Origin of the sequence: Micromonospora musae (assembly GCF_003626545.1) — a bacterium.
In the GTDB taxonomy this organism is placed as follows: domain Bacteria; phylum Actinomycetota; class Actinomycetes; order Mycobacteriales; family Micromonosporaceae; genus Micromonospora; species Micromonospora musae.
On sequence record NZ_RAZS01000019.1, the window covers coordinates 1 to 18,546 of the forward strand.

Below are 18,546 nucleotides of genomic sequence, written 5' to 3' on the forward strand. Positions count from 1 at the left end.
CGATGCGGGTGTCCATGGGGATGCTCCCTTCGACGGTCAGGTGGAACCTGAGTTGCGGCTGTGCGCGAAGGGGGCCGCCGTCCCGGCGTACGTCACCGGGGCCGGCACCGTGGACCGCCCGGAACGCGCGACCGAACGCCTCGGTCGAGCCGTAGCCGTACCGGACGGCGATGGTCAGCAGATCGTCCTCGCCCCGGACGACATCAAGGTGCCGCGATGGTGAGCCTTGACTCCTTAAACTCGCTCACCGCAGTCAGCCCCCTCGCGTGCCCGATACGTGCACGATCGGCCGGTCGCTCAGGGGCAACGGCGGTCAACTACGGCAGGAGACGACAAAGGCCCCTGACTCGCGTTTCCGCAGGTCAAGGGCCTTGCCGTTCCCTGGTGGCGGGTAGAGGATTCGAACCTCTGTAGCTTTCGCGACGGATTTACAGGGCGTCCGCGATCTTTCCTATGTCGGCCACGCTGAGCTGCTGTTTCTCGCCGCCACACCGAAACCAACCGATCAGCCGCCCACCATGTGCCCACGCCCACGGGCGGCGCCAGAACAGCGATGTTCAGGCCGCTTCCCACTCGTCGGTCGCGCAGCCGACCTCGAAGCTCCACCAACCCTCCGCCTCGCCGCGCAGCAGAGTCGCCTTGACCGCGGGGAAATCCGCACTCGCCGGCACGGTGAAAGCGACGAGTGGAAGTTCCTTGCTGAACGTCTCGCCGCCGATGCCGAAGGGCGCCAGGCGGTCGTAGACAGCTTTGTCGCTCGGTCCGAGTGGGCCACGGGGCTTCGGCAGGATTCTTACGGTGCAGTTGCCCGACGCCTCGACCCGCCCGGTTGCCCAGCGAAGCCCGTCAAGATCCGTAGTGAAGCGGACGATGTCTCCCTCAGCCACGCCGTCTTGAAGAAACGGAACATTGCAGATACGAGCCGTATCATGGCCGGCAGCGACAGCCCACAGGCCCTCCGTGTCGTAGGGAAGCCACCCTTCCCGCGGAACGAACTTGAACCAGATCTTGATGAGCTGGTCTCCGGCAGGTAGGTCCCGATCTGGTGCGGGTGAAAGCATGGCCGACATCATCCTCTGCGGGGGCGGACACTCCGGTCTCGCATCTCGTCGTCGATGCTGTAGACGCGGAAGCAGGACGGCGAGGCCGTGACCCAGCCGCTACGCGACCTCGGTCGGACCGGCGCCGACATTCAGGCGGAGCGAGGCCTCCGCTGGTCACCACATCTCGTCCAGCACGGCCAGGCGTCGTCGGAACGTCCGGGCGTCCTGCTTGGGCAGCGCGTAGGCGACGACTTCGAGGACCGCTCGCGCACCAGCCGGACTGAGAAATTCCAAGTGGAATTCCTCAGCTGCGCGGTACCCCGGATCACGTATCCGGTGGGCCGGATGCCGCACCATCTCTTCCCAGATCTCAAGCACCTCGGCCACAGCACCGGGCCACAGCCGCGCGAGTTCAAGATTCCGGATTGCGGTCAGACCTCGACCTGACAGACCGGAAAGCACCGAGAAGCGGTAGGCCCTTGTCCCGTAGCGGGACGAGGCCGAGCGTGTCGAGAGGGAGCGCCGAAGCTCCCTGGGCCGTTTACGCGGCATGGTCCTTTCGGAGAACAGACATGCCGAGATCTTCGCACGATGGCGGAGCGTGGTCATCCGAGTGCCTCGCCGATCTTGTCGTTCATGGTGTCGTCTCCCCCGTCGATGCAGTTGGCGTAGACGCGGAGCAGGACGGCGACGCCGTGGCCCAGGCGCCGGGCGACCTCGGTCGGCGGGACGCCGGCATTCAGCCAGAGCGAGGCTGCCGCGTGCCGCAGGTCGTACGGGCGGCGCACCAGCGGCGACGAAACCTGCGCCTCGGTCAGCGCCCGCTCTCGGGCGAGCTTCCACCACCGGTCGTAGACCGACTCGGAGAGCGGTCCGCCGTGCAGGCCACGGAAGAAGCGCCCATCGGGTCCGATCCCGTGATTCTCGACGTGCGCGCAGAGCAGCTCGACGAGCCGGGGCGGGATCGGCACAGTCCGAGTCTCCTGTCGTGCCCGGTGCTTGAGGCCGCGTCGCTCGTGGGAGCCGCCGTCGTCCGTCCAGTGCGACCCGGCCCGCGGCGAGGTGCCGGCGAGCACCAGGCGACCCCAGCGGTACTCGATCTTCTCGTGGTCGCAGGACGCGGACGGCTTGACCGCCGCCAGGACGTCGAAGTCGGTGTCGCAGTCGACACACCGGCCGGGCAGGTCGCAGTCCTCCCGCCGCAGGTCTGCCGCCTCGGAGGGGCGCATGCCCGCGTAGTAGAGGCAGCCGAAGAACGCCGTGACCTTGTCGGCCCGTTTGCCGAGAGATTTCACCGCCTCCAGCAGCGCGGCGACCTGGGCCGGGTTCGCCACCACCCGCCGGTCGATGGACTGTGCGACCTCGGGCGCGGTCCACTGCACCCGGTCAACCGGGTTGGAAGCGATCAGCTCCAGCTCAACGGCGTACCCGAGCACGTTGTAGAAGGTGGCCCGCTTCCGCTGGACGGTCGAGGCGGCCGCGGGCTTGCCGTCGAGGCGTACGCAGAGGCTGTCGAGGACCCGGCGGACCATCGCGGGCGAGTCCAGCTCGACGACCGGGAGGGACGCGGTTTCCAGCCAGGCCAGGGCCGCAGCGTACTCGGCCGGGATCTCGTCGGACCAGCGGCGCGGGTTCAGCCCGTAGAGGTACAGCGCCTCACGGAGCAGGACCTCATCCGGTCGGCCCCGCTTGGTCGGTCGGGTCAGGGTCACCGTGATGGAGGTCAGCGCCTCGACGATAGACCGCCGGGTCTTGGCCGCTGCTCGGGGCCACTTCATCTCGACGTACGCGCGGCTGTGGGCGTACCAGGTGGTGGGGTTCTTGGTTCTCGCCTCGGAGACCGGGCGGCCGGTCGCCGGGTCAAAGGGCTCCCCCGCGTTGGCCGCCTGGACTAACTCGGCGCGGAACGAGTGCGCCAGGGCTTTGGTCCGGAACATCTCCTCGAAGCGACGGCCGGCCACCGCCCAGCGGACCCGCCAGGGCCGAGCCTTTCGGTCGGCGCGCTTCCCGATGTCCCAGATCTGGACCTCGTAGCTCTTCATGCGGCGTCCTGCTCCAGCTCACCGAGCCACCGGCCGAGCGCCGACCGGCGGACCCGAAGCTGCCCGTTCGGGAGTTTGATGACCCGTGGCCCCTTGCCGGTCTGCCGCCAGTAGAACCAGGTCGAGCGCGATACGCGCAGCTCGGCGAGCACTTCCGGCACGGTCAACAGCTCCTCGTTCAATGCCTCTCCTCCCCCATGTGCTGCCCGTTGTGCTGAGTTGCCGAAAGATCTGGGGACCCCTGCGCGGCCCGGTCTTTGGCGGCGAGGAGTTCGGCCCGCCAGCGGGCACGTTCGCTGATCGAGCGCATGAGCCGGTGCGTCATCGGTCCCACGTCCGGGTCGTCGGGTCGGGCGAGCTCCCAGGCGTGCCGGACTCGTTCGGCCGTGGCGCCCTGGCCGTCGACAGGCTGCATGCCGTCGGTGGTGACGCCGAGCAGTGCCCGGACCCAGGCCCGGACGTCGTGCTTGTGGTCGGCGAGGGTCTTGCCAGACCAGTCGCGGGAGATGAGGATGCGCCGGCCGCCGATGCCGAGGGTGTCGCGCTGGTGGACCTTGCCCTTGCACCGGCCGGGCTTGAGCTTGGCGTGCGCCTTCTTCGGCTGGAGGCCGTAGAGCAGCCAGTTCGGGCAGCGGTCCGTGCACGGGGTGATCCGGAGTTGCTGCCAGAGTCGGTCGAGGTGGGCCCGCTGCCGGTCGGTGGCCACCTTGTGCACGTCACCGGTGTGCTTGGTGATGTATTTCGTGACGTACCGGATGGCGCGCTCGGCGTCCTCGGTGCCGGGCATGACGCCGCGGGCGTCGACCTGGGCGCCGAAGCGGACGACGTGCACGGGCTCGGCGTCCGGGTCGTCGTCGATGGCGTCGAGGGCTTCCGTCCAGGTGGTCAGCGGCTCGCGGGTGTCCGGGTCGACCCACGCCGCCGCCTGCTCGTCCCAGACCGGCGGTCGGTCGAGGGTGTACCGCTGCACGTCGACCGAAGGCCACCACACCTGGTGGTAGGTCGCTGCCGCCACGGTGCGCAGCACGTCCCGGGGGATGGTGCCCCGGATCGCGAAGTGAGCGTGTGGGGCCAGACGGCGTTGCGGCTCGACGCAACCGGCGTACTGCACGTTCCAGCCCTCACAGCGTCGGAGGTTCTGCCAGAACCGGTCGAGCAGCCGCGGGAAGTGCACGGCGTCCCAGGCGGCGCGCCGGTAGTCGTACCGGTCGGGGTTGATCGGGGTGCCGCCTGGGCGGGCCGGTCCGTAGGAGTCGAGGGTGAGGGTGAGCCACATCGACGGGCGGTAGGTGGTGCCGTCGGCGGCGGTGTAGGTCTTGCCGACGGTGCGCCGCTCGATCTTGCGCCGGGGCAGTTCGGGTGCGTCCTGGCGCCGCTTCGTGGAGCGCTTGCGCCGGCGGCCGGGCTCCTCGTCCTGGTCGTCGTCGACGCTGCCGTGGGGTGGGCCGACGCGCCCGCGCAGGCCCTCAGCGGCGATGGCCTCTTCCACCTCGCGGATTGCCTCGTCAAGGTCGGCGACCTGGTCCCACTGTGCGGCGCGTACGGCCTCGTCGCGGGAGAACTCCAGGTGTGCGCGGAACAGGTTCAGCGACTTCTGCGCCTCGGTCGCGGGTTTGGGGCCGGGTAGCGGTTCGTCGTCGCGGTGCCAGCCCTCGCGGATCTGGGCCTGCCGCAGCCGGCGGTTCTTCTTGGCGCAGGGCGGGCACTTGTCCTCGCGGGTGGCACCGCAGGGCAGGTCGATGACCTCGGTCAGGCCGGTGTCGAGGTCGGTGCGGCGCATCGCCAGGGGGCGGATGCAGACGCCGTACTCGGTGGCGATCTCCTTGAGCACGTCGACCGAGCGGGGCAGCGCCATGCGGGCCGCCCGCGAACCTGGCCCGAGGAGCATCCGGGGCCGGGGCAGCGGGAGCGAGGCCGGGCAGGGTCGGAGCGGTCATCGGATGATCCCCACGACCTGGGGCCGGTTGGGCTGAACGACCCGGACGGGAGGCAGCACCGCGGCCGGGGTGGGCGGCTCAATCGGGGCGGGTGGCATGGGCTCGACCTGCTCCGGCTCGTCATACCAGTCAGGCTGGGGCTGTTCCGCTTCTGGAGCCGGTGTGGTGGCTGCTTCGCTGGAGAGGACGACCTTGACCAGGGCGAGGAAGGCCAGCGACGGCACGGCCGCGACGATCCAGCCCCAGACGGACGGCTCGGCCTCGGCAACCTGCGCGGCGAGCGACAGCATGGAGAACGCGACCAGGAGCACGCCGACCATGCCGACCGGTCGCCCCGCTCGACGGCGGGCGCGGATCTCCAGGCCGAGGTAGATGGCCATCAGCTCGACGGCTACGGCGTTGGTCCAGCCGATCCAGTCGGGTTGTCCGTGCGCCACGGTCAGGTCGTGGACGTGGGTGAAGGCGGCGGCGCCGGCCATGACGCCGATGGCGATCAGGATCAGCATTCGTACGCCGGATTCGATCCTCATCGGCCGCTCCCGTTGTTGCGGACGGTCAGGGTGATGCGGATGCTCTGCCCGTCGAGGTCCCGACGGCGGTTGACCATGTGCGCCAGGCCGTGCAGCGCGGCGGCGAGCCGGTCCGGGGAGCCGTCCAACTCGACGTGCAGAGGCTTGATCCGGTGGGTGCCGAGTAAGAGTCGCTTGAGGGACATCGGTTACCTCCGGGCCGGGGTGACGCGCGTACGGATGTGGTCGGGTGGGTCGCCGAGGGTGGCGACCGCTTCGGAGAGGCAGCGCCAGAGCGCCCATGCCTCGTCGGAGGTCAGGTACATGCGGCGCCGGCCGCCACCGACGGCCAGATAGACCGGGTACGGGTCCGGCCGTTCGGGGTCGACGCGGACGGAGACGGCGGTACTGGTCGAGCCGTCCGGGTTCGGCGCACGGAGCCGGTAGAAGGTCGGGGCAGTCACCGCGGCTCACCCCCGTCCGCGTCCCGGTCGAGGAAGTTGAGCAGCGAGTCCGGCAGCAGCGGCCCGCGACGCTGCCGAGGCAGTGGCGGCCGGGCCGGTTCGTCGGCGGTCTCCCGGCCGACCTGGGCGAGGATGTCCGCGGCATCGGACGGCGCCGGGTACTCGGCAGCCAGCTCGCGGATGTGCTCATCGGAGATGTACGAGAAGCGGACTCGGGCCGGCTCCGGAGTGCCGTCGAGGATCACGTACCCGACGCCCTTCGCCCACCGGGGCATCTGATCGGCCAGGGCTCCCCGGTTACGGGCGCCGTCTCCGAGCACGAGGTCCACCTGAGCCGCCTCGGTCAGGCCGAGCGCGATCCGGGTCGGAAAGAGGTCCCGGAACGGCAGTACCTCCTTGCGCGGGTCCTGCAACGCGGCCACCACAAGGACCCCGACCCCGGCACCCTGGGACAGCAGCAGCCCCAGCGAGGACGCGATGCGCTTGCGCAGGTCGACGTCCTGGAGGTACGCGGTGAGTGCGGCCATCTCGTCGATGACGACCACTACCAGCGGGTCAGCCTCGGTCGGGGTGTGCACCCGCACCGCTCCGGCGAGTCGGGTCTGCCGCTCTCGCATCACGTCCACGGCCTCGTCGAGCAGGTCCGCCATGGCCTCGAATGACTTGCAGGCGAACCGGGCGAAGAGCGCCTACCCATGGCGAACTCCATGCTGCCCTTGGGATCGATCACCCAGAGCCGCACGAGACCGGAGGTGATCCCGCCGACCAGCGCCCGCACCAGCGACCACAGGACCGAACCCTTGCCGCTACGGGTGGCGCCACCGATCAGCACGTGGGTGGCGAGCAGGTGCAGACGCCAGTGCCGCAGATCCTCCCGACGAGCCAACGGCAGGCTGGTGAAATTCGGAACCGTGGGCACGTCGAACGGCTCGACGACGGTGCGCAGCGCGTCGGTACGGACGATCACCAGGTACACCACCGAGGGCCGGTCCCGGTATCGCAGCCGGTCGACCGCGCTCAGCAGCAGCGCCCAGTACCCAGAGCGGGTCGGCGGCTGGTCGGGCCGCTCGGTGTAGACGCGGGCATGCCGACGGCCGAAGGCGTACGCGAGGTTCGCGGTGACCCTGTGAAACTCCTCCGGCGTCTGCCCGCGCACCATGCGGACGGTCAGCACATCGAGCGCCTGATCGGACCGCACGCGCAACAACTGCGGCAGGACAGGCCGATGGTCGTACGTTCTCGCCAGCCCACAGAGCGTCATGGCCTCACGCCACGCCCGCCGGTAGACGAACACCTGACGGAACCGGCCGAGGACCGGGCCAGCGCACCAGGCTCACCAGGACGCCTCGTGCTTCCACCGCCAGACCGCCGAGACGGCGGACGCCATGACCAGCGGCACGATCAGCCCGACTCGGCCGAACTCCCGGTAGAGCAGTACCCCGGCCACGACCAGGCCGACGGTCACCGGGTGCCGGACGCACCACCAGAGGCCCCGCCAGAGCCACCGGAGGATCAGGCCCAGGGCGACCAGCCAGACCGGCAGCTCCAGCCGGCGGGGCCGGATCACCATGAGGTCACCGGCCGTGGTCATGACGACCTCACCACGCGGCCGACGGATCATCGCGCACCCCGCACAGCCGCAACCAGCACCCACCCGAGGGCAGGCATACGCTTGGACATGTCACTACCTCTCTCGCCAGAGCAGGGGGAAGAGACAGAGGGCGGGGCTGCCGTCCGCCAAGACCTGACAGCCCCGCCCCCACCCGATGCGGCTACGCCGCCGCCTTCGTGGTCACGCCCGCCGGAGTGCGCAGGCCGGTCGCGCGCAGCGAGTACGCCATTCGACCGTTGTTCGTCACGTACGGCGTCACCGTCATCCCGTCGAACTCCACCGCCTCGAACGGCGTACCGGTGGGCGGCACCGGCTGGTAGTCGGCGGAGATCTTCACCGTTGTCTCCCGCGACCGCTTCCCCAGCTCAGGGTCGAGATCCATCACCCGCACCTGTGCCAGGTACGGTGGGCAGGTGCCCACCCCGCACTACGGACTGCCCCGATATCGCGTCATCGCCGACGAGCTGAGACAGCGCATCGAAAGCGGCGTCATCCCACCGGGTGCCCTTCTGCCGACCGAGAGCGCACTCACCGCCGAGTTTCGAGCAAGCCGTGGCACTGTTCGCCAAGCCATAGCAGTCCTTCGCGAGGAAGGCCTAGCCGTCACCGAGCACGGCCGCGGCACCACCGCAAGGCCAGACGTTCCTGGGCAGACGCGAGAACAGCAAGGCGAACCGGAGACCCGACAGCGCAAAGTCGCCGCCGACCCAGAGCTTGCGGCGCTCTTTGGCATTGAGACCGGCGCGACTCTGATCTCGCACGAGCGCGTCTACCGGCACAACGGAGTCGTCGAGTCGGTCGTCAGAAGCTATCGGCTGCAACGACCGGGACCGTAGAGCGCGGAGTTTCGATACACCTTCAAGGCGGCCCTTAACTGGCCGCGCAGGCCGCCGCCTGGGCGCGCGCCGGCCGCGGCTGCTGTCGCTCCGCGGCCGTCACGCCAAACGCCCGGCGGCTGGCGCGGAAAGCGGGGAACCCCAGCGGGCCGCAGCAGAACGACAGGCCGTTGACCGGTGAGATGTTGGGCCGGCAATCCGTCGCCACTGGCCAGGTCTGACACACGGCCGCTGGGTCGGCCTGGGTCGCCGGCGGATTGGCCGGCACAGCACACCACTGGACGGTTGCACGCTTAGGAGCGCTGGCGCGGGAGGAAGCTCCGAGAGTGCAGCCGCTGCCGGACGCGTACGGACAAGACGCAGAGAGCTTGTAACGAATCGTGAGCCGGGCCGTCGAGCGGCAAAGGGCTGCGAGCACGAGCGGACGAGTAAACCAGGCCGCCAGACGAGGACCAGGTGCAGCACCAGCAGCTGGAGCGTCGCGGACTCATGCCAGCCGAAGGTCGCTGGGCACGCCGAAGACTGCGTGGACGACTTTGATTCGATCGGGACAGGTTTACCGAGACGGACGTGCCCGTGCCTCGTGACCCCCAACATCCATCACCGATGTTGCCGCCCTGCCTGACGGCATCCTCTCGATGACGGTCCTGGCCAGCTCGGCCACAACGGAGATGACAAATATTCGACAGACCCGCTTCTTGGGCTGCGCTCGGGTGAGCTGTGCGAAACCATGATTAGCCCTCTGGTGACTAGGTTGCGAGCTGGACCGTCGCCACCGCTCTGCGGCACTACCACGAAAGGCGCATCGTGTCGATCCCCTTCGTCGACATTTTCTCGGGCATATCTGATATGACCGGCCACCTCATCGAGCTTTACCGTGTCCGGCGCGATGGCAGCTTTTTTGAGCAGCAACAGTTTATGGCACATCTCCGCGAGGAGGAGGCTGCGCAGGCGCATAAGCGCTCGCTTGAGAGAGATGCCCTCGTAGCCTCCCAATCAACGGACCAGATCGAAGCCGCGACGAAGTCGGATTTGGATAAGCAGATTGCCTCGGCAGGCCTAGAGATCGCCGTATCTCGGATCATCAGAAGCGATGAGATAAATCACCAGAACAGCGTCTTCAGGTACGAGGTAGACAAGACGCGGTCTCTGATTGAATCGGCGACTGCCGGGGGCACACGGCCAGCATTCCTCATTGCACCCTTCTACCACGATCATCTTAGCGATAATGACAATGATCACGGACCTCACTCTTTTCGGGTGGCGATTAGACGTAGCTGGAAGAGCAAAGGTTGGCATAACGATGTGGGCCTCCTTGACGGGCTGATTAGTCGGCCACTTCGAAATACTGACACTGACCTCATGGTCATCCAACAAGATCTGCATGACCTACCCGTCATACTCGCTTACGGCGAGGTGCAGGATTCAACACGAGTGTGGGCTTCTCTGAGTGCCTGGAATGTTGCGTTCCACGATGGAACGCCTGCCATTCACGTAAACCTTCCGCCGATGTACATCGAACCAGGAGACGAAGATTCGGGCGTTACTAGCAGGCTTGCATTTGAGGATGCGCTCGGCGATCGCATCGCTCTCGTGGCTGGAACGTTGGCAGAATGGTTTCATGTTGTAAATCATGGCCGGTCGCCTCAGTTGCATAAGCTGGCGGCGGCCCAGGACGGATTCGGCCGTCGCCACTTGGCCTTTTCGACCCTCGCCGCATTCGAGGTGGCCTTACAGAAGGCTACGGTGTCTGAATTTGCGGCTCGGGTCGAGCAAATGACGACTTGCTTAGATGTCGGGATGAGTGAGCCCGCGAGGGACATGGCAGTAGCGGCATACGAGCTCATTTCGAGTTCAGCCGAAGAGCTATACCGTGCCGATCGCCCTAGGCTCCGATCACTCTCCGCTGGGCTTGCGTCGCTGGGAAGGGCCGACTTGGCAGACAGCACGCGTGAATTGCTGGAAAAGCGGGCGCGAAAAGAGGTCATGGACTTCTTCGCTCTAGGAGACTCGATTGCTGAAGCCTAAAGTTGTTGCTGCTGTAGATTTCGGTACCCACGCCACCGGATATGCGTGGTCCGTAATAAGCCCTAAGAACGAGGATGCCAAGCAACGGCATATCATCTATAACACCCGCTGGCTCTCTCAGCCAGTTCCCTATCCAAAGAACCTCACGGCTCTGCTCGTCGATGAGAACCGCGATCCAATCTCGTGGGGCTATGACGCCCGGAAACAGTTTCAGACCCGTCGCTCCGACTCTCTACGGTTCATTCGCGGATTCAAAATGGGGCTCCTGAAGCCGAGGTCGGAGGAGGCCCTTCCCGCGGGTGAGGCCTCCTCCACAGAAGGGCTTCCTCTATCAACCGGCGAGCTCATCACTGCCTACCTGCGCTACGTATACGCCTTGGCGGTAGACGAGATTAGCCGTAGTGGGTATAAGGAAGAGGAGATCAGGTGGTGTGTCACCGTGCCCGCCATCTGGGACGACTACCAGAAGCAGGCGATGCGAGAGTCCGCTGTGGCGGCAGGGTTTCCTGGCGACAGCACGAGACTGATTTTTGCGATCGAACCCGAGGCGGCCGCTCATTATGCGCGGATCGCCGGACTTCGCACCCTTAGCGCCACCGCTGGTAAACGAGCGTCCCTTCTATCGCCCGGTTCGCGCTTTATGGTCGTTGACTGCGGTGGTGGCACAGTTGACATAACCGCGTATCGCGCTAATAGCCAAAGCAAGCTGATTGAAATCGGAAATGACCACGGAGGGCCGCTTGGCTCTGAGTATGTGAACCGGTACTTTGTAGATCAAGTTTTGTCGCGCAAGTTCGGCTCTTACGACACGCTCGCTTCCATCATCGAGGCTGCTCCGCGTGCGTTCCTTGACATGCTAGATGTCTGGGAGCGTACGAAAGTAGCGTCCGGTCAGGAGCTTGATGAGATCTTCATCCCGCTACCTTTGGCGGTAGATCGGCTGCTGTCTGACACGGTGAGAGATCGGCTAGCTGAGGAGCAGAGCGGCATCACGGATCACCTCGTAATAACAGCCGAAGAAGCTGCCCAGTGCTTTGAATCAGTTCTCCCTGGCATCCTGCAGCTTGTCGACAGGCAGTTGGCCGACATGCCATCTACCAAGTACAGGCTGAAGTCTCCAGAGATCATCGTCCTAGTGGGAGGGTTTGCTAGATCCGCCTATCTCCAGAGACGACTCACCGATCACGTAGGCGAGCGGGCGGAGTTGCTGGTTCCAGGAGATCCGGAGCTCGCGGTCTTGGTCGGGGCTGCACATTTCGCCTACAGTCCTCAAACTCGGGCGCGGCGGACGAGGTTTACGTACGGATGCGAGACCTCTCGCCCATTTCGAGACGGTATTGATCCACTAAACAGTCTTCGGACAGTCGATGGCGAGCGGCATTGCGTTGAGCACTTCGACGCTTTTGTAAAGAGCAGCGATATCGTAGAGGTAGGGCATAGCGTCACACGTAAGTACGTGCCGCTCTACGATGAATCCACAGATGTTGAAATGGTTATCTATCGCACTCGCTCGCGGTCGCCAAGATATTCGACCGACCCCGGCAGTCAGAGGGTCGGCTCTGTCTCTGTAGATCTCACATCCGTTATGCATCTTCCGAGGTCTGAACGCTCCGTTGTTGTCACTATGCACTTCGGGGACACCGAGCTTCGCGTCTCTGCGGCACTCTCTCAAACGGGTAAGACGGTAGATGCCACCCTGCAGTTCGACCCAGCCTAGACGGAGGTTTTGCGTTGACGGATTACGACGGGTGGCCGAGTCCATCACTTGGCGGCGAGGGCGGTGAACTCGATATAGAACTCGATGACATGGCTGACGATCGCCCGATCGCGAGCGACATTACCTCTACCGGTGGGGGTAAGACCGAGATAGACCAATCCCCAAAGAGCTTGAATGCCGAACAGTTGGGTGAAGAGATCGACGCGCTAAGCTTTGATCTTGATCAACTATATCAGGCTCATGAAGCCTTAGAGTCTCGTGTCTCCCACCTCTTCGCCCTTGCTGAGCGGCTGGAGGAAGGGCTGACAAGTCAACTGGAGCGCGTCACCGCTGACCGGCGTGATTTGGCCGATGCCAGGCACCTAGACCAGCTCAAGTTGGCCGAGACCTTCCGTGTGCTTGTAGAGCAGCGCATCCTGCCCATAGCTGCAAGGGAGGCGCGCCTGCACAGGTCAGGGTATAAGCCGGAAAGAGTGGCGCGGCTTGTGAGTGAAATTTGTGCGGTGCTTTTTCGGCTTCCCGGCAGTGCGAAGGAGGGTTTGCTGCACATCAAGATGAGCTCTAATCACTGGGCGGATGTTGCGGGTGACTTGGCGGCTAAGGCCGAAAGCTTGTACCAAAATGTCGCGGAAACTGGCCTCCCCTTCTATTGGGATTTCTATCTCGCTCCAAGGAAGGGTCTAGATGAGTCTTGGCAAGAACCCTGGGTAGGATGCGACGCCAATTGGCCCGCCAGATTTGTAGTGGTGCCAGGGTATTTTGTGGGTGGCCAAATCTTTTGTCGTCAAAGAGTCTTCACCGCGCCTAGAGGTCAAAGAACTCCGAAGTCCCTGGCTGTCGAGTAATCAGACCCTGGCAAACCTGAGGCGCAGGTCGCGAGGACCAGGACCGCGATGTCAGCAGGCCGCGACTGACTCGTAATGCGCGGATCGCTAACCGGGGTCGTGGGCCGGCCAACTGCCGGCGTACCTGTTGCCCAGAGCCTCTAACCTGCTCTCACATGAGTAGGTCTGAGATCTGGGCGCCAGTAGTGGCGGCGATTGGAGCTTCGCTCCTTACAGGACTGGCGACGTTTGGAGTGCTGTGGGTGCAGCGGCGGTGGTCCGCTAGGGACGCAGCCCAGCAGGAGCGGATCGCGGCTTACCAGGACCTGCTGGCACGCACGATGACCCTTGCATTGCGAGCGGACACCGTGCGTCAGACCATGCGCTTCCGGTCCGGCCTCGCGGAGGGTCTCAGCATCACACTTCGTCAACGACGACCACTCGACTCGTTCGAGCTTCACGATTGGCTGAGCGAAGACTGGCGACCCGTCAGCGATGCTTGGTCACAAGTTCATGTCGTAGGGTCACAGCAAGCTATCGACGTTGCCGATCGACTGCTAGACGCATGCGGTGACCTCCTTGCGGCCGCCACGGCCTTTGATCAGAGCCGTAACAGCTTTATGCGGGTAGTCCGCGGTGAGGCACCGTCTGATGAACAAGCTGAGCCCTATCAGGCTGCCTTGAGGCGCATGGCCGGCGAGCGAGTAGCCCTGGCACGGCTTGCCCGCGATGAGGCTGGCAACGAGAAGGTCGTGTTCGCGTTCGACCGGGCGATGGCCGAGGCCGAGGCCGAGGCCGTGCCGTCATAGTTCCCAGCGCCTCCCTTAGCCAGGGTTGTCTCGGGCCATGGGCGCCGCCGGGAACGCTGTCGACAGCAACGCTGACAGCAACGCCGTCGTACACGGGCACATCAGGGAGCTTGGAGACGGACGCAACTCCGAGCTGGCGACCGATCCCAGACATGGGCGGACCTGTTGCACAGAGCTTGTAATCGAGTCGTCAGCCACAGCATGTCGATGAAATGACCTTCAATGTTGCCGATCTCTTCTGTTCTGGATCAAGGCTCCGCGCGGCGCGGGGCGGTGAGCCGGCCGGCGGCAAGCCGCCCCGGCTGCCTTCGGCGCCTGGGCGGAGAGCCACCGACTGCCGCCCCACCGCCACCCAAGTCACTACGACGTGACGACCACGACTAGGCCGCCACGGAAGCCAATGGGCCGGCCTCGTCGGAGGTCGGGGCTTCCGGCTGCCGCGCCAGTCCAACCCCGGGACTGGCTTGCCCCCGGCCCATCACCCGCAGCCGGCCACGCCCCACCGCGAAGCTCTCAGCCAGTCGCCACACGCGCGGCCCGGGCCAGCCCGCCCAGGACACCAGGCCCCAGCATCAAGAGCCTCAGAAGAGCCCTCGGGTGGCAAGATCGACCCGCCCACCATCTGCCCACAACCAGTCGTCAACGGCTGGACGCAGCCGGACTTCGCTAGATCAACGACAACGGCCCCTGATCAGCATTTCTGCTGGTCAGGGGCCGTTGGTGCACCTGGTGGCGGGTAGAGGATTCGAACCTCTGTAGCTTTCGCGACGGATTTACAGTCCGCTCCCATTGGCCGCTCGGGCAACCCGCCAGGGCGCGTCCCCACGTCAGGACGCGGCGACGGAAGCAAGGATAGCGGCTCACCCGGGCACGGGCGCAAGCGGGTACCGTCAGAGGGTCGTGCCGCTGGTCAGCGGCGGCGACATGCCACTGGACCGCCGGACAGCAGGAGCATGAGCATGGCAGCGAACCCGTCGTTCGACATCGTGAGCAAGGTCGACCGCCAGGAGGTCGACAACGCTCTCCGCCAGGCGGAGAAGGAGCTCGCGACTCGGTTCGACTTCCGGGGGACGGGCGCCGAGATCTCCTGGTCGGGTGAGGAGGCGATCTCCCTGCAGGCCGAGACTGAGGAGCGGGTTCGGGCGGCGCTGGAGGTTTTCCGGGAGAAGCTGGTCAAGCGCAACATCTCACTGAAGTCGCTGGACGCCGGCGACCCGCGGCCGTCGGGCAAGGTGTTCAAGATCGACGGCAAGATCATCCAGGGCATCGACTCGGACAAGGCCAAGGCGATCAGCAAGAAGATCCGCGACGAGGGTCCGAAGGGCGTCCAGGCTCAGATCCAGGGCGACCAGCTCCGGGTCACCGGCAAGAAGAAGGACGACCTCCAGGCCATCATCTCGATGCTCAAGGGCGAGGACTTCGGCGTCGCGCTCCAGTTCACCAACTACAGGTAAGGCGGCCCCGCCCGGCCCGGTCACCGCGCTGGCCACGCCTTCCTACCTGGGCAGATGTCGTCACCAGTGGTCGTCGTTGGTCGCTCTCGATCGCCCTCTGACGGCCTGGTGACGGCCTGGGCCTGGCCCTCGTCGACCCCTTGACCCCCAGGCAACCAACGCGGCGTGCTGACCTGGAACGCCAGGGTGGGCGCAGCGGTGTCGGCCTGGCGGGGATCGCGGGCTGCTCGCGCCCTGACCTGGTTGGTTGCGGTCCTCGCCGGGCCTTGGTGCAGCGTTCTCAGCTCCGGCGTGATCGATGCCCTCTCTACCCCAGTCGCGCATGGCAGGCTCGTAGCCAACGACTCGATCGGCTTGGTCTCCGATACCACCGTCACCGTCGTTACCGGGATCGTGATGGCCTTGTCGGCGTCGGGCTGTGGCAGGTGCACTGGTCCTGCTGTCGCTGCCGTCGTCCGGTAGGCACCTTCGCCGCTGGCGATCTGTCGGGCAGCCGTCGGATCCCGTCGCTGCCTCCAACTGAATCACGCACGCGGCAGTGCCGGGCCGGCCGGCCCGGCCCGGCCCGGCCCGGCATGTCAAGCGGACCTTGACGCACGTACGGACGCTGGCGGAACAGACGGAGTCGGCCTTCGTGTCACGGACCGCGCCCTCGACGGACACCGCCACAGTGGCGCAGTTGACCCAACCTCGCCTGGCACGGACCCGGCTCCCGGGGGCGGAGCTGGCCACCGGCGGGCACCCCTCCCCCTCCCAGGTGGGCGGTTGATCTGACCCTGAGCGGCTGTGGAGCCGGCTCCTGGACGACCGGCATGCCGCCGCGCGGACCCGGCCCCCATGCTTGGGGCTTGCCGCGCGGACCCGGCGCGCGCTCTCCATGCGCCGCGCTGCTCAGGCGCGGCGCGGCCGGCTGCCGGCGACGAACCTCCACCACTCTGAGCTACCCCGTCCGCGGCGGCCCCTCCGGGCTTTCCGCTCTCCGCGCCAGCCGCCGGGCGTGTTGCGTGGCCGGAGTCGGAGCGCCAGCGGAGCGACGGACGCGCGCCCAGGCGGCGGCGCGTGCGGCCCGTCAAGGGCCGCCTTGAAGACGTACAAAAACTTTGAACAGCTTTCCGGCAGCCGGCCGTGTCCTCCGTCGACTGATGCGCGACACTCGTCCGCCAACTGATCTGCGACACCTTCGTGCGCTGATCGCGGCGGAAGCATGCGTCCTTCTCGACCCCGGTCGTGCACCGGCCGCTGGCGCTGCCTCGCAACGTGGTCGACCTGTCCGAGTTGGCTGCCGCCTCGGCGGTGACGGCGATCTGGCGCCCTCGGGGGATCGTGGGTGCCGCCCATTTCGTCCTACCACTCGACTAGCCTGTCCGGATGATCAATCCGATCGGGCTTGTCATCTTCGACTGCGACGGGGTGCTGGTCGACAGCGAGCGCATCGCGGTCCGCGTCAACATTGCACTCGGTGCGGAACTGGGCTGGCCGCTGACCGAGGCAGAGGTCATCGAACGCTTCATCGGCCGGTCCAGCATGTCCATCGGTGAACAGATCGCGGCCCGCCTCGGACGGGGCGTGGCTGACACTTGGGCGGACCGGTTCGACCTAGCGCACCGCCAAGCGGTGGACGCCGGACTGACCGCCGTCGACGGCATCAACGACGCGCTCGATGAGATCACCCAGCCGACGTGCGTGGCTTCCAGCGGTACGCACGAGAAGATGCGCCACACCCTGGGCCGCACCGGCCTGTATCGCCGCTTTGAGGGCCGCATCTTCAGCGCGACCGAGGTCGCTCATGGCAAGCCCGCCCCCGACCTGTTCCTGCACGCGGCGGCGACGATGGGTGTCCCGCCCGCGGCGTGCGTCGTGGTCGAGGACAGCCAGTACGGAGTCCAAGCGGCCCGCGCCGCCGGGATGCGCTGCTTCGGCTATGCGGGCGGATTGACCCCCGCGCACCGGCTGGAAGGCCCAGACACGGTGGTCTTCGACGACATGCGCAAACTCCCGGGTCTGCTGGACGCAGCCTGACCACGCGCGACGACCACAGCATCAACCGCAGCACGGACCGAGAAGCGTTGAAGTACGTAGTCAACGGTCGTCTCGAACGTTGAAGATCGTGGGTAGCCGGCTCGTCTACGCACTACCCAAGGGTCGCAAGACGCGCGACATCCCGCTGCCTGGGTCTGTTGGTGTTGCGCTTACTCGCCACCTTGAAGAGTTCCCTCCGGTACCCGTGACACTGCCGTGGGAGGTGCCCGGCGGCCCGGCGACCACCGTCAACCTGGTCGTACACGGGCGTACCAACGTCGCGATGGACCGCCACACGTTCAACCGGGGCTACTGGCATTCCGCACTGACGGCCGCCGGCATCCAGCCGACTCGGGCAACCGGCATGCACGCTCTGCGCCACTTCTACGCTCCGCTCCTGCTCGACGCCGGGGAGAGCGTCAAGGCGCTGTCGGAGTACCTGGGTCACGCGGATCCCGGCTTCACCCTGCGCACCTACACCCACCTCATGCCGACCAGCGAGGACCGCACCCGCCGGGCAGTGGACAAGGTGTTCGGATCGACTCCGGACGGCCTGGCGACGGCCTAGCGGCGATCATGGCCCTGTTTCGGCTGCTAGTGGGCGGTGTCTCTCCAGTTCACCAACTACCGCTGAGGCGGCACCCGGATCCCGAGCGGTCGCCCCCCCCAGATAGCCGCCTGGCGGATCCCGCCGCGAGCGGGCCGCACCCGGTGGAGCCCGAGGGTGCGGTGAGCGCGGTATGGCCGGCCGTCGCGCCTACCTGGGGATTGACGTCCGCCCGTGATGGCGGGCTTACCGACGGCGGTGGACACCTGCGAGTCGATGGACGGCGGGCAGACCGGGGCGGCCCAGGCGTTGGGTTCCGCCCCGTACGCCGGGCGCCCGGTGTGACGCCACCAGAGCGACCCCGGAGTCCGTTACGGCCCCCTCGACGACAGAACGTGCGTCGGGCAAAGCGTTCGGCCCCGCTGGGTCTGATCAACCAGATCAAACCCGGCGGGGCCGGATGGTGCCCGGGTCGGTGGGCCCTACCGACCCGGGCAGTGGCCGGATCCGGGCGGATGACCGGCTCCCAGCGGATCCGTCAGGCCGGTTCGACGGGTAGCCAGAGCTCAGTGGTCGCCGTGCTGAAATCAGCCGCACGGTCGAGCACCGCGACGATCGAGGGGCCCGGCCGCAGCCGCCACGGGTTGGAGGGGAACCACTCGGTGGCGGTCGCGGCCCAGGTGCTCTGCAGCGCCTGCGGATAGG

At 66.4% G+C, this 18,546-nt stretch carries 21 protein-coding genes, 1 tRNA gene and 1 pseudogene; 9 read left to right on the plus strand and 14 right to left on the minus strand.

Annotated features, from left to right (window positions below; all coding sequences use genetic code 11):
* A partial coding sequence (locus D7147_RS33755; RefSeq protein WP_407663408.1) for a hypothetical protein occupies positions 1–223 on the plus strand: 223 nt, incomplete at its 5' end.
* A 334-nt stretch (positions 224–557) separates the two neighbouring features.
* On the opposite strand, the gene D7147_RS31655 is transcribed toward D7147_RS33755, so the two are convergent.
* The 12 genes and pseudogenes from D7147_RS31655 to D7147_RS31700 form a co-directional block, all read right to left on the minus strand.
* On the minus strand, positions 558–1,061 hold the full coding sequence (locus tag D7147_RS31655) for a DUF4265 domain-containing protein (protein ID WP_120684371.1): 504 nt from the start codon (positions 1,059–1,061) through the stop codon (positions 558–560).
* 156 nt (positions 1,062–1,217) lie between these two features.
* Positions 1,218–1,505: a hypothetical protein gene (locus tag D7147_RS32240; protein ID WP_147437480.1), complete on the minus strand. Its 288-nt coding sequence runs from the start codon at positions 1,503–1,505 to the stop codon at positions 1,218–1,220.
* Positions 1,506–1,648: 143 nt separating this feature from the next.
* Positions 1,649–3,085, minus strand: coding sequence for a tyrosine-type recombinase/integrase (locus tag D7147_RS31665; protein WP_120684350.1), 1,437 nt, complete (start codon positions 3,083–3,085; stop codon positions 1,649–1,651).
* Entirely contained in the window at positions 3,082–3,267 is a 186-nt protein-coding gene (locus D7147_RS31670; RefSeq protein ID WP_091594889.1) for a helix-turn-helix transcriptional regulator, read from the minus strand. The genes D7147_RS31665 and D7147_RS31670 overlap by 4 nt, the downstream gene beginning before the upstream one ends.
* Positions 3,264–4,940, minus strand: a complete 1,677-nt coding sequence (locus D7147_RS31675) for a replication initiator (RefSeq protein ID WP_120684352.1) — start codon at positions 4,938–4,940, stop codon at positions 3,264–3,266. Before D7147_RS31675 ends, D7147_RS31670 begins: the two co-directional genes overlap by 4 nt.
* Before the next feature lie 78 nt (positions 4,941–5,018).
* Positions 5,019–5,552 (minus strand): DUF2637 domain-containing protein, encoded by a 534-nt coding sequence (locus D7147_RS31680; RefSeq protein WP_233563613.1) that lies wholly within the window; start codon positions 5,550–5,552, stop codon positions 5,019–5,021.
* On the minus strand, positions 5,549–5,737 hold the full coding sequence (locus D7147_RS31685) for a hypothetical protein (protein WP_120684356.1): 189 nt from the start codon (positions 5,735–5,737) through the stop codon (positions 5,549–5,551). The genes D7147_RS31680 and D7147_RS31685 overlap by 4 nt, the downstream gene beginning before the upstream one ends.
* Positions 5,738–5,740: 3 nt before the next feature.
* Positions 5,741–5,995, minus strand: coding sequence for a hypothetical protein (locus D7147_RS31690; RefSeq protein WP_120684359.1), 255 nt, complete (start codon positions 5,993–5,995; stop codon positions 5,741–5,743).
* Positions 5,992–6,645: a hypothetical protein gene (locus D7147_RS33760; RefSeq protein WP_407663409.1), complete on the minus strand. Its 654-nt coding sequence runs from the start codon at positions 6,643–6,645 to the stop codon at positions 5,992–5,994. Before D7147_RS33760 ends, D7147_RS31690 begins: the two co-directional genes overlap by 4 nt.
* The gene (locus D7147_RS33765; RefSeq protein WP_407663410.1) at positions 6,612–7,193 is read right to left on the minus strand and encodes an FtsK/SpoIIIE domain-containing protein; all 582 of its coding nucleotides are present in this window, start codon (positions 7,191–7,193) and stop codon (positions 6,612–6,614) included. Before D7147_RS33765 ends, D7147_RS33760 begins: the two co-directional genes overlap by 34 nt.
* Before the next feature lie 135 nt (positions 7,194–7,328).
* Positions 7,329–7,586 (minus strand): hypothetical protein, encoded by a 258-nt coding sequence (locus tag D7147_RS33770; RefSeq protein ID WP_407663411.1) that lies wholly within the window; start codon positions 7,584–7,586, stop codon positions 7,329–7,331.
* Positions 7,587–7,767: 181 nt separating this feature from the next.
* A pseudogene (locus D7147_RS31700) lies at positions 7,768–8,001 on the minus strand (transcriptional regulator); the annotation flags it as partial.
* Positions 8,002–8,020: 19 nt separating this feature from the next.
* Here D7147_RS31700 and D7147_RS31705 point away from each other — a divergent pair.
* From D7147_RS31705 to D7147_RS31710, 5 genes are all read left to right on the plus strand, one after another.
* Positions 8,021–8,443, plus strand: a complete 423-nt coding sequence (locus D7147_RS31705; protein WP_199734316.1) for a GntR family transcriptional regulator — start codon at positions 8,021–8,023, stop codon at positions 8,441–8,443.
* Between the two features lie 807 nt (positions 8,444–9,250).
* Positions 9,251–10,471: a hypothetical protein gene (locus D7147_RS32245; RefSeq protein ID WP_147437481.1), complete on the plus strand. Its 1,221-nt coding sequence runs from the start codon at positions 9,251–9,253 to the stop codon at positions 10,469–10,471.
* Positions 10,458–12,188: an Hsp70 family protein gene (locus D7147_RS32250; protein ID WP_147437482.1), complete on the plus strand. Its 1,731-nt coding sequence runs from the start codon at positions 10,458–10,460 to the stop codon at positions 12,186–12,188. The genes D7147_RS32245 and D7147_RS32250 overlap by 14 nt, the downstream gene beginning before the upstream one ends.
* A gap of 14 nt (positions 12,189–12,202) precedes the next feature.
* Complete coding sequence (locus D7147_RS32255; RefSeq protein WP_147437483.1) at positions 12,203–13,033, plus strand: hypothetical protein; 831 nt, start codon at positions 12,203–12,205, stop codon at positions 13,031–13,033.
* A 155-nt stretch (positions 13,034–13,188) separates the two neighbouring features.
* Entirely contained in the window at positions 13,189–13,821 is a 633-nt protein-coding gene (locus D7147_RS31710; RefSeq protein ID WP_147437484.1) for a hypothetical protein, read from the plus strand.
* Between the two features lie 727 nt (positions 13,822–14,548).
* On the opposite strand, the gene D7147_RS31715 is transcribed toward D7147_RS31710, so the two are convergent.
* A tRNA-Tyr gene (locus tag D7147_RS31715) sits at positions 14,549–14,632 on the minus strand.
* A gap of 148 nt (positions 14,633–14,780) precedes the next feature.
* On the opposite strand from D7147_RS31715, the gene D7147_RS31720 reads away from it, so the two are divergent.
* The 3 genes from D7147_RS31720 to D7147_RS31735 all read left to right on the plus strand — a co-directional run bounded on the left by D7147_RS31720 (position 14,781) and on the right by D7147_RS31735 (position 17,862).
* Complete coding sequence (locus D7147_RS31720) at positions 14,781–15,275, plus strand: YajQ family cyclic di-GMP-binding protein (RefSeq protein WP_158609413.1); 495 nt, start codon at positions 14,781–14,783, stop codon at positions 15,273–15,275.
* Between the two features lie 1,368 nt (positions 15,276–16,643).
* Positions 16,644–17,294 (plus strand): HAD family hydrolase, encoded by a 651-nt coding sequence (locus D7147_RS31730; protein ID WP_120684367.1) that lies wholly within the window; start codon positions 16,644–16,646, stop codon positions 17,292–17,294.
* A gap of 88 nt (positions 17,295–17,382) precedes the next feature.
* Positions 17,383–17,862, plus strand: a complete 480-nt coding sequence (locus D7147_RS31735; RefSeq protein ID WP_199734317.1) for a tyrosine-type recombinase/integrase — start codon at positions 17,383–17,385, stop codon at positions 17,860–17,862.
* A 517-nt stretch (positions 17,863–18,379) separates the two neighbouring features.
* Here D7147_RS31735 and D7147_RS33615 read toward each other — a convergent pair.
* Positions 18,380–18,532, minus strand: coding sequence for a GyrI-like domain-containing protein (locus D7147_RS33615; protein WP_325050705.1), 153 nt, complete (start codon positions 18,530–18,532; stop codon positions 18,380–18,382).
* Positions 18,533–18,546 lie beyond the last annotated feature (14 nt).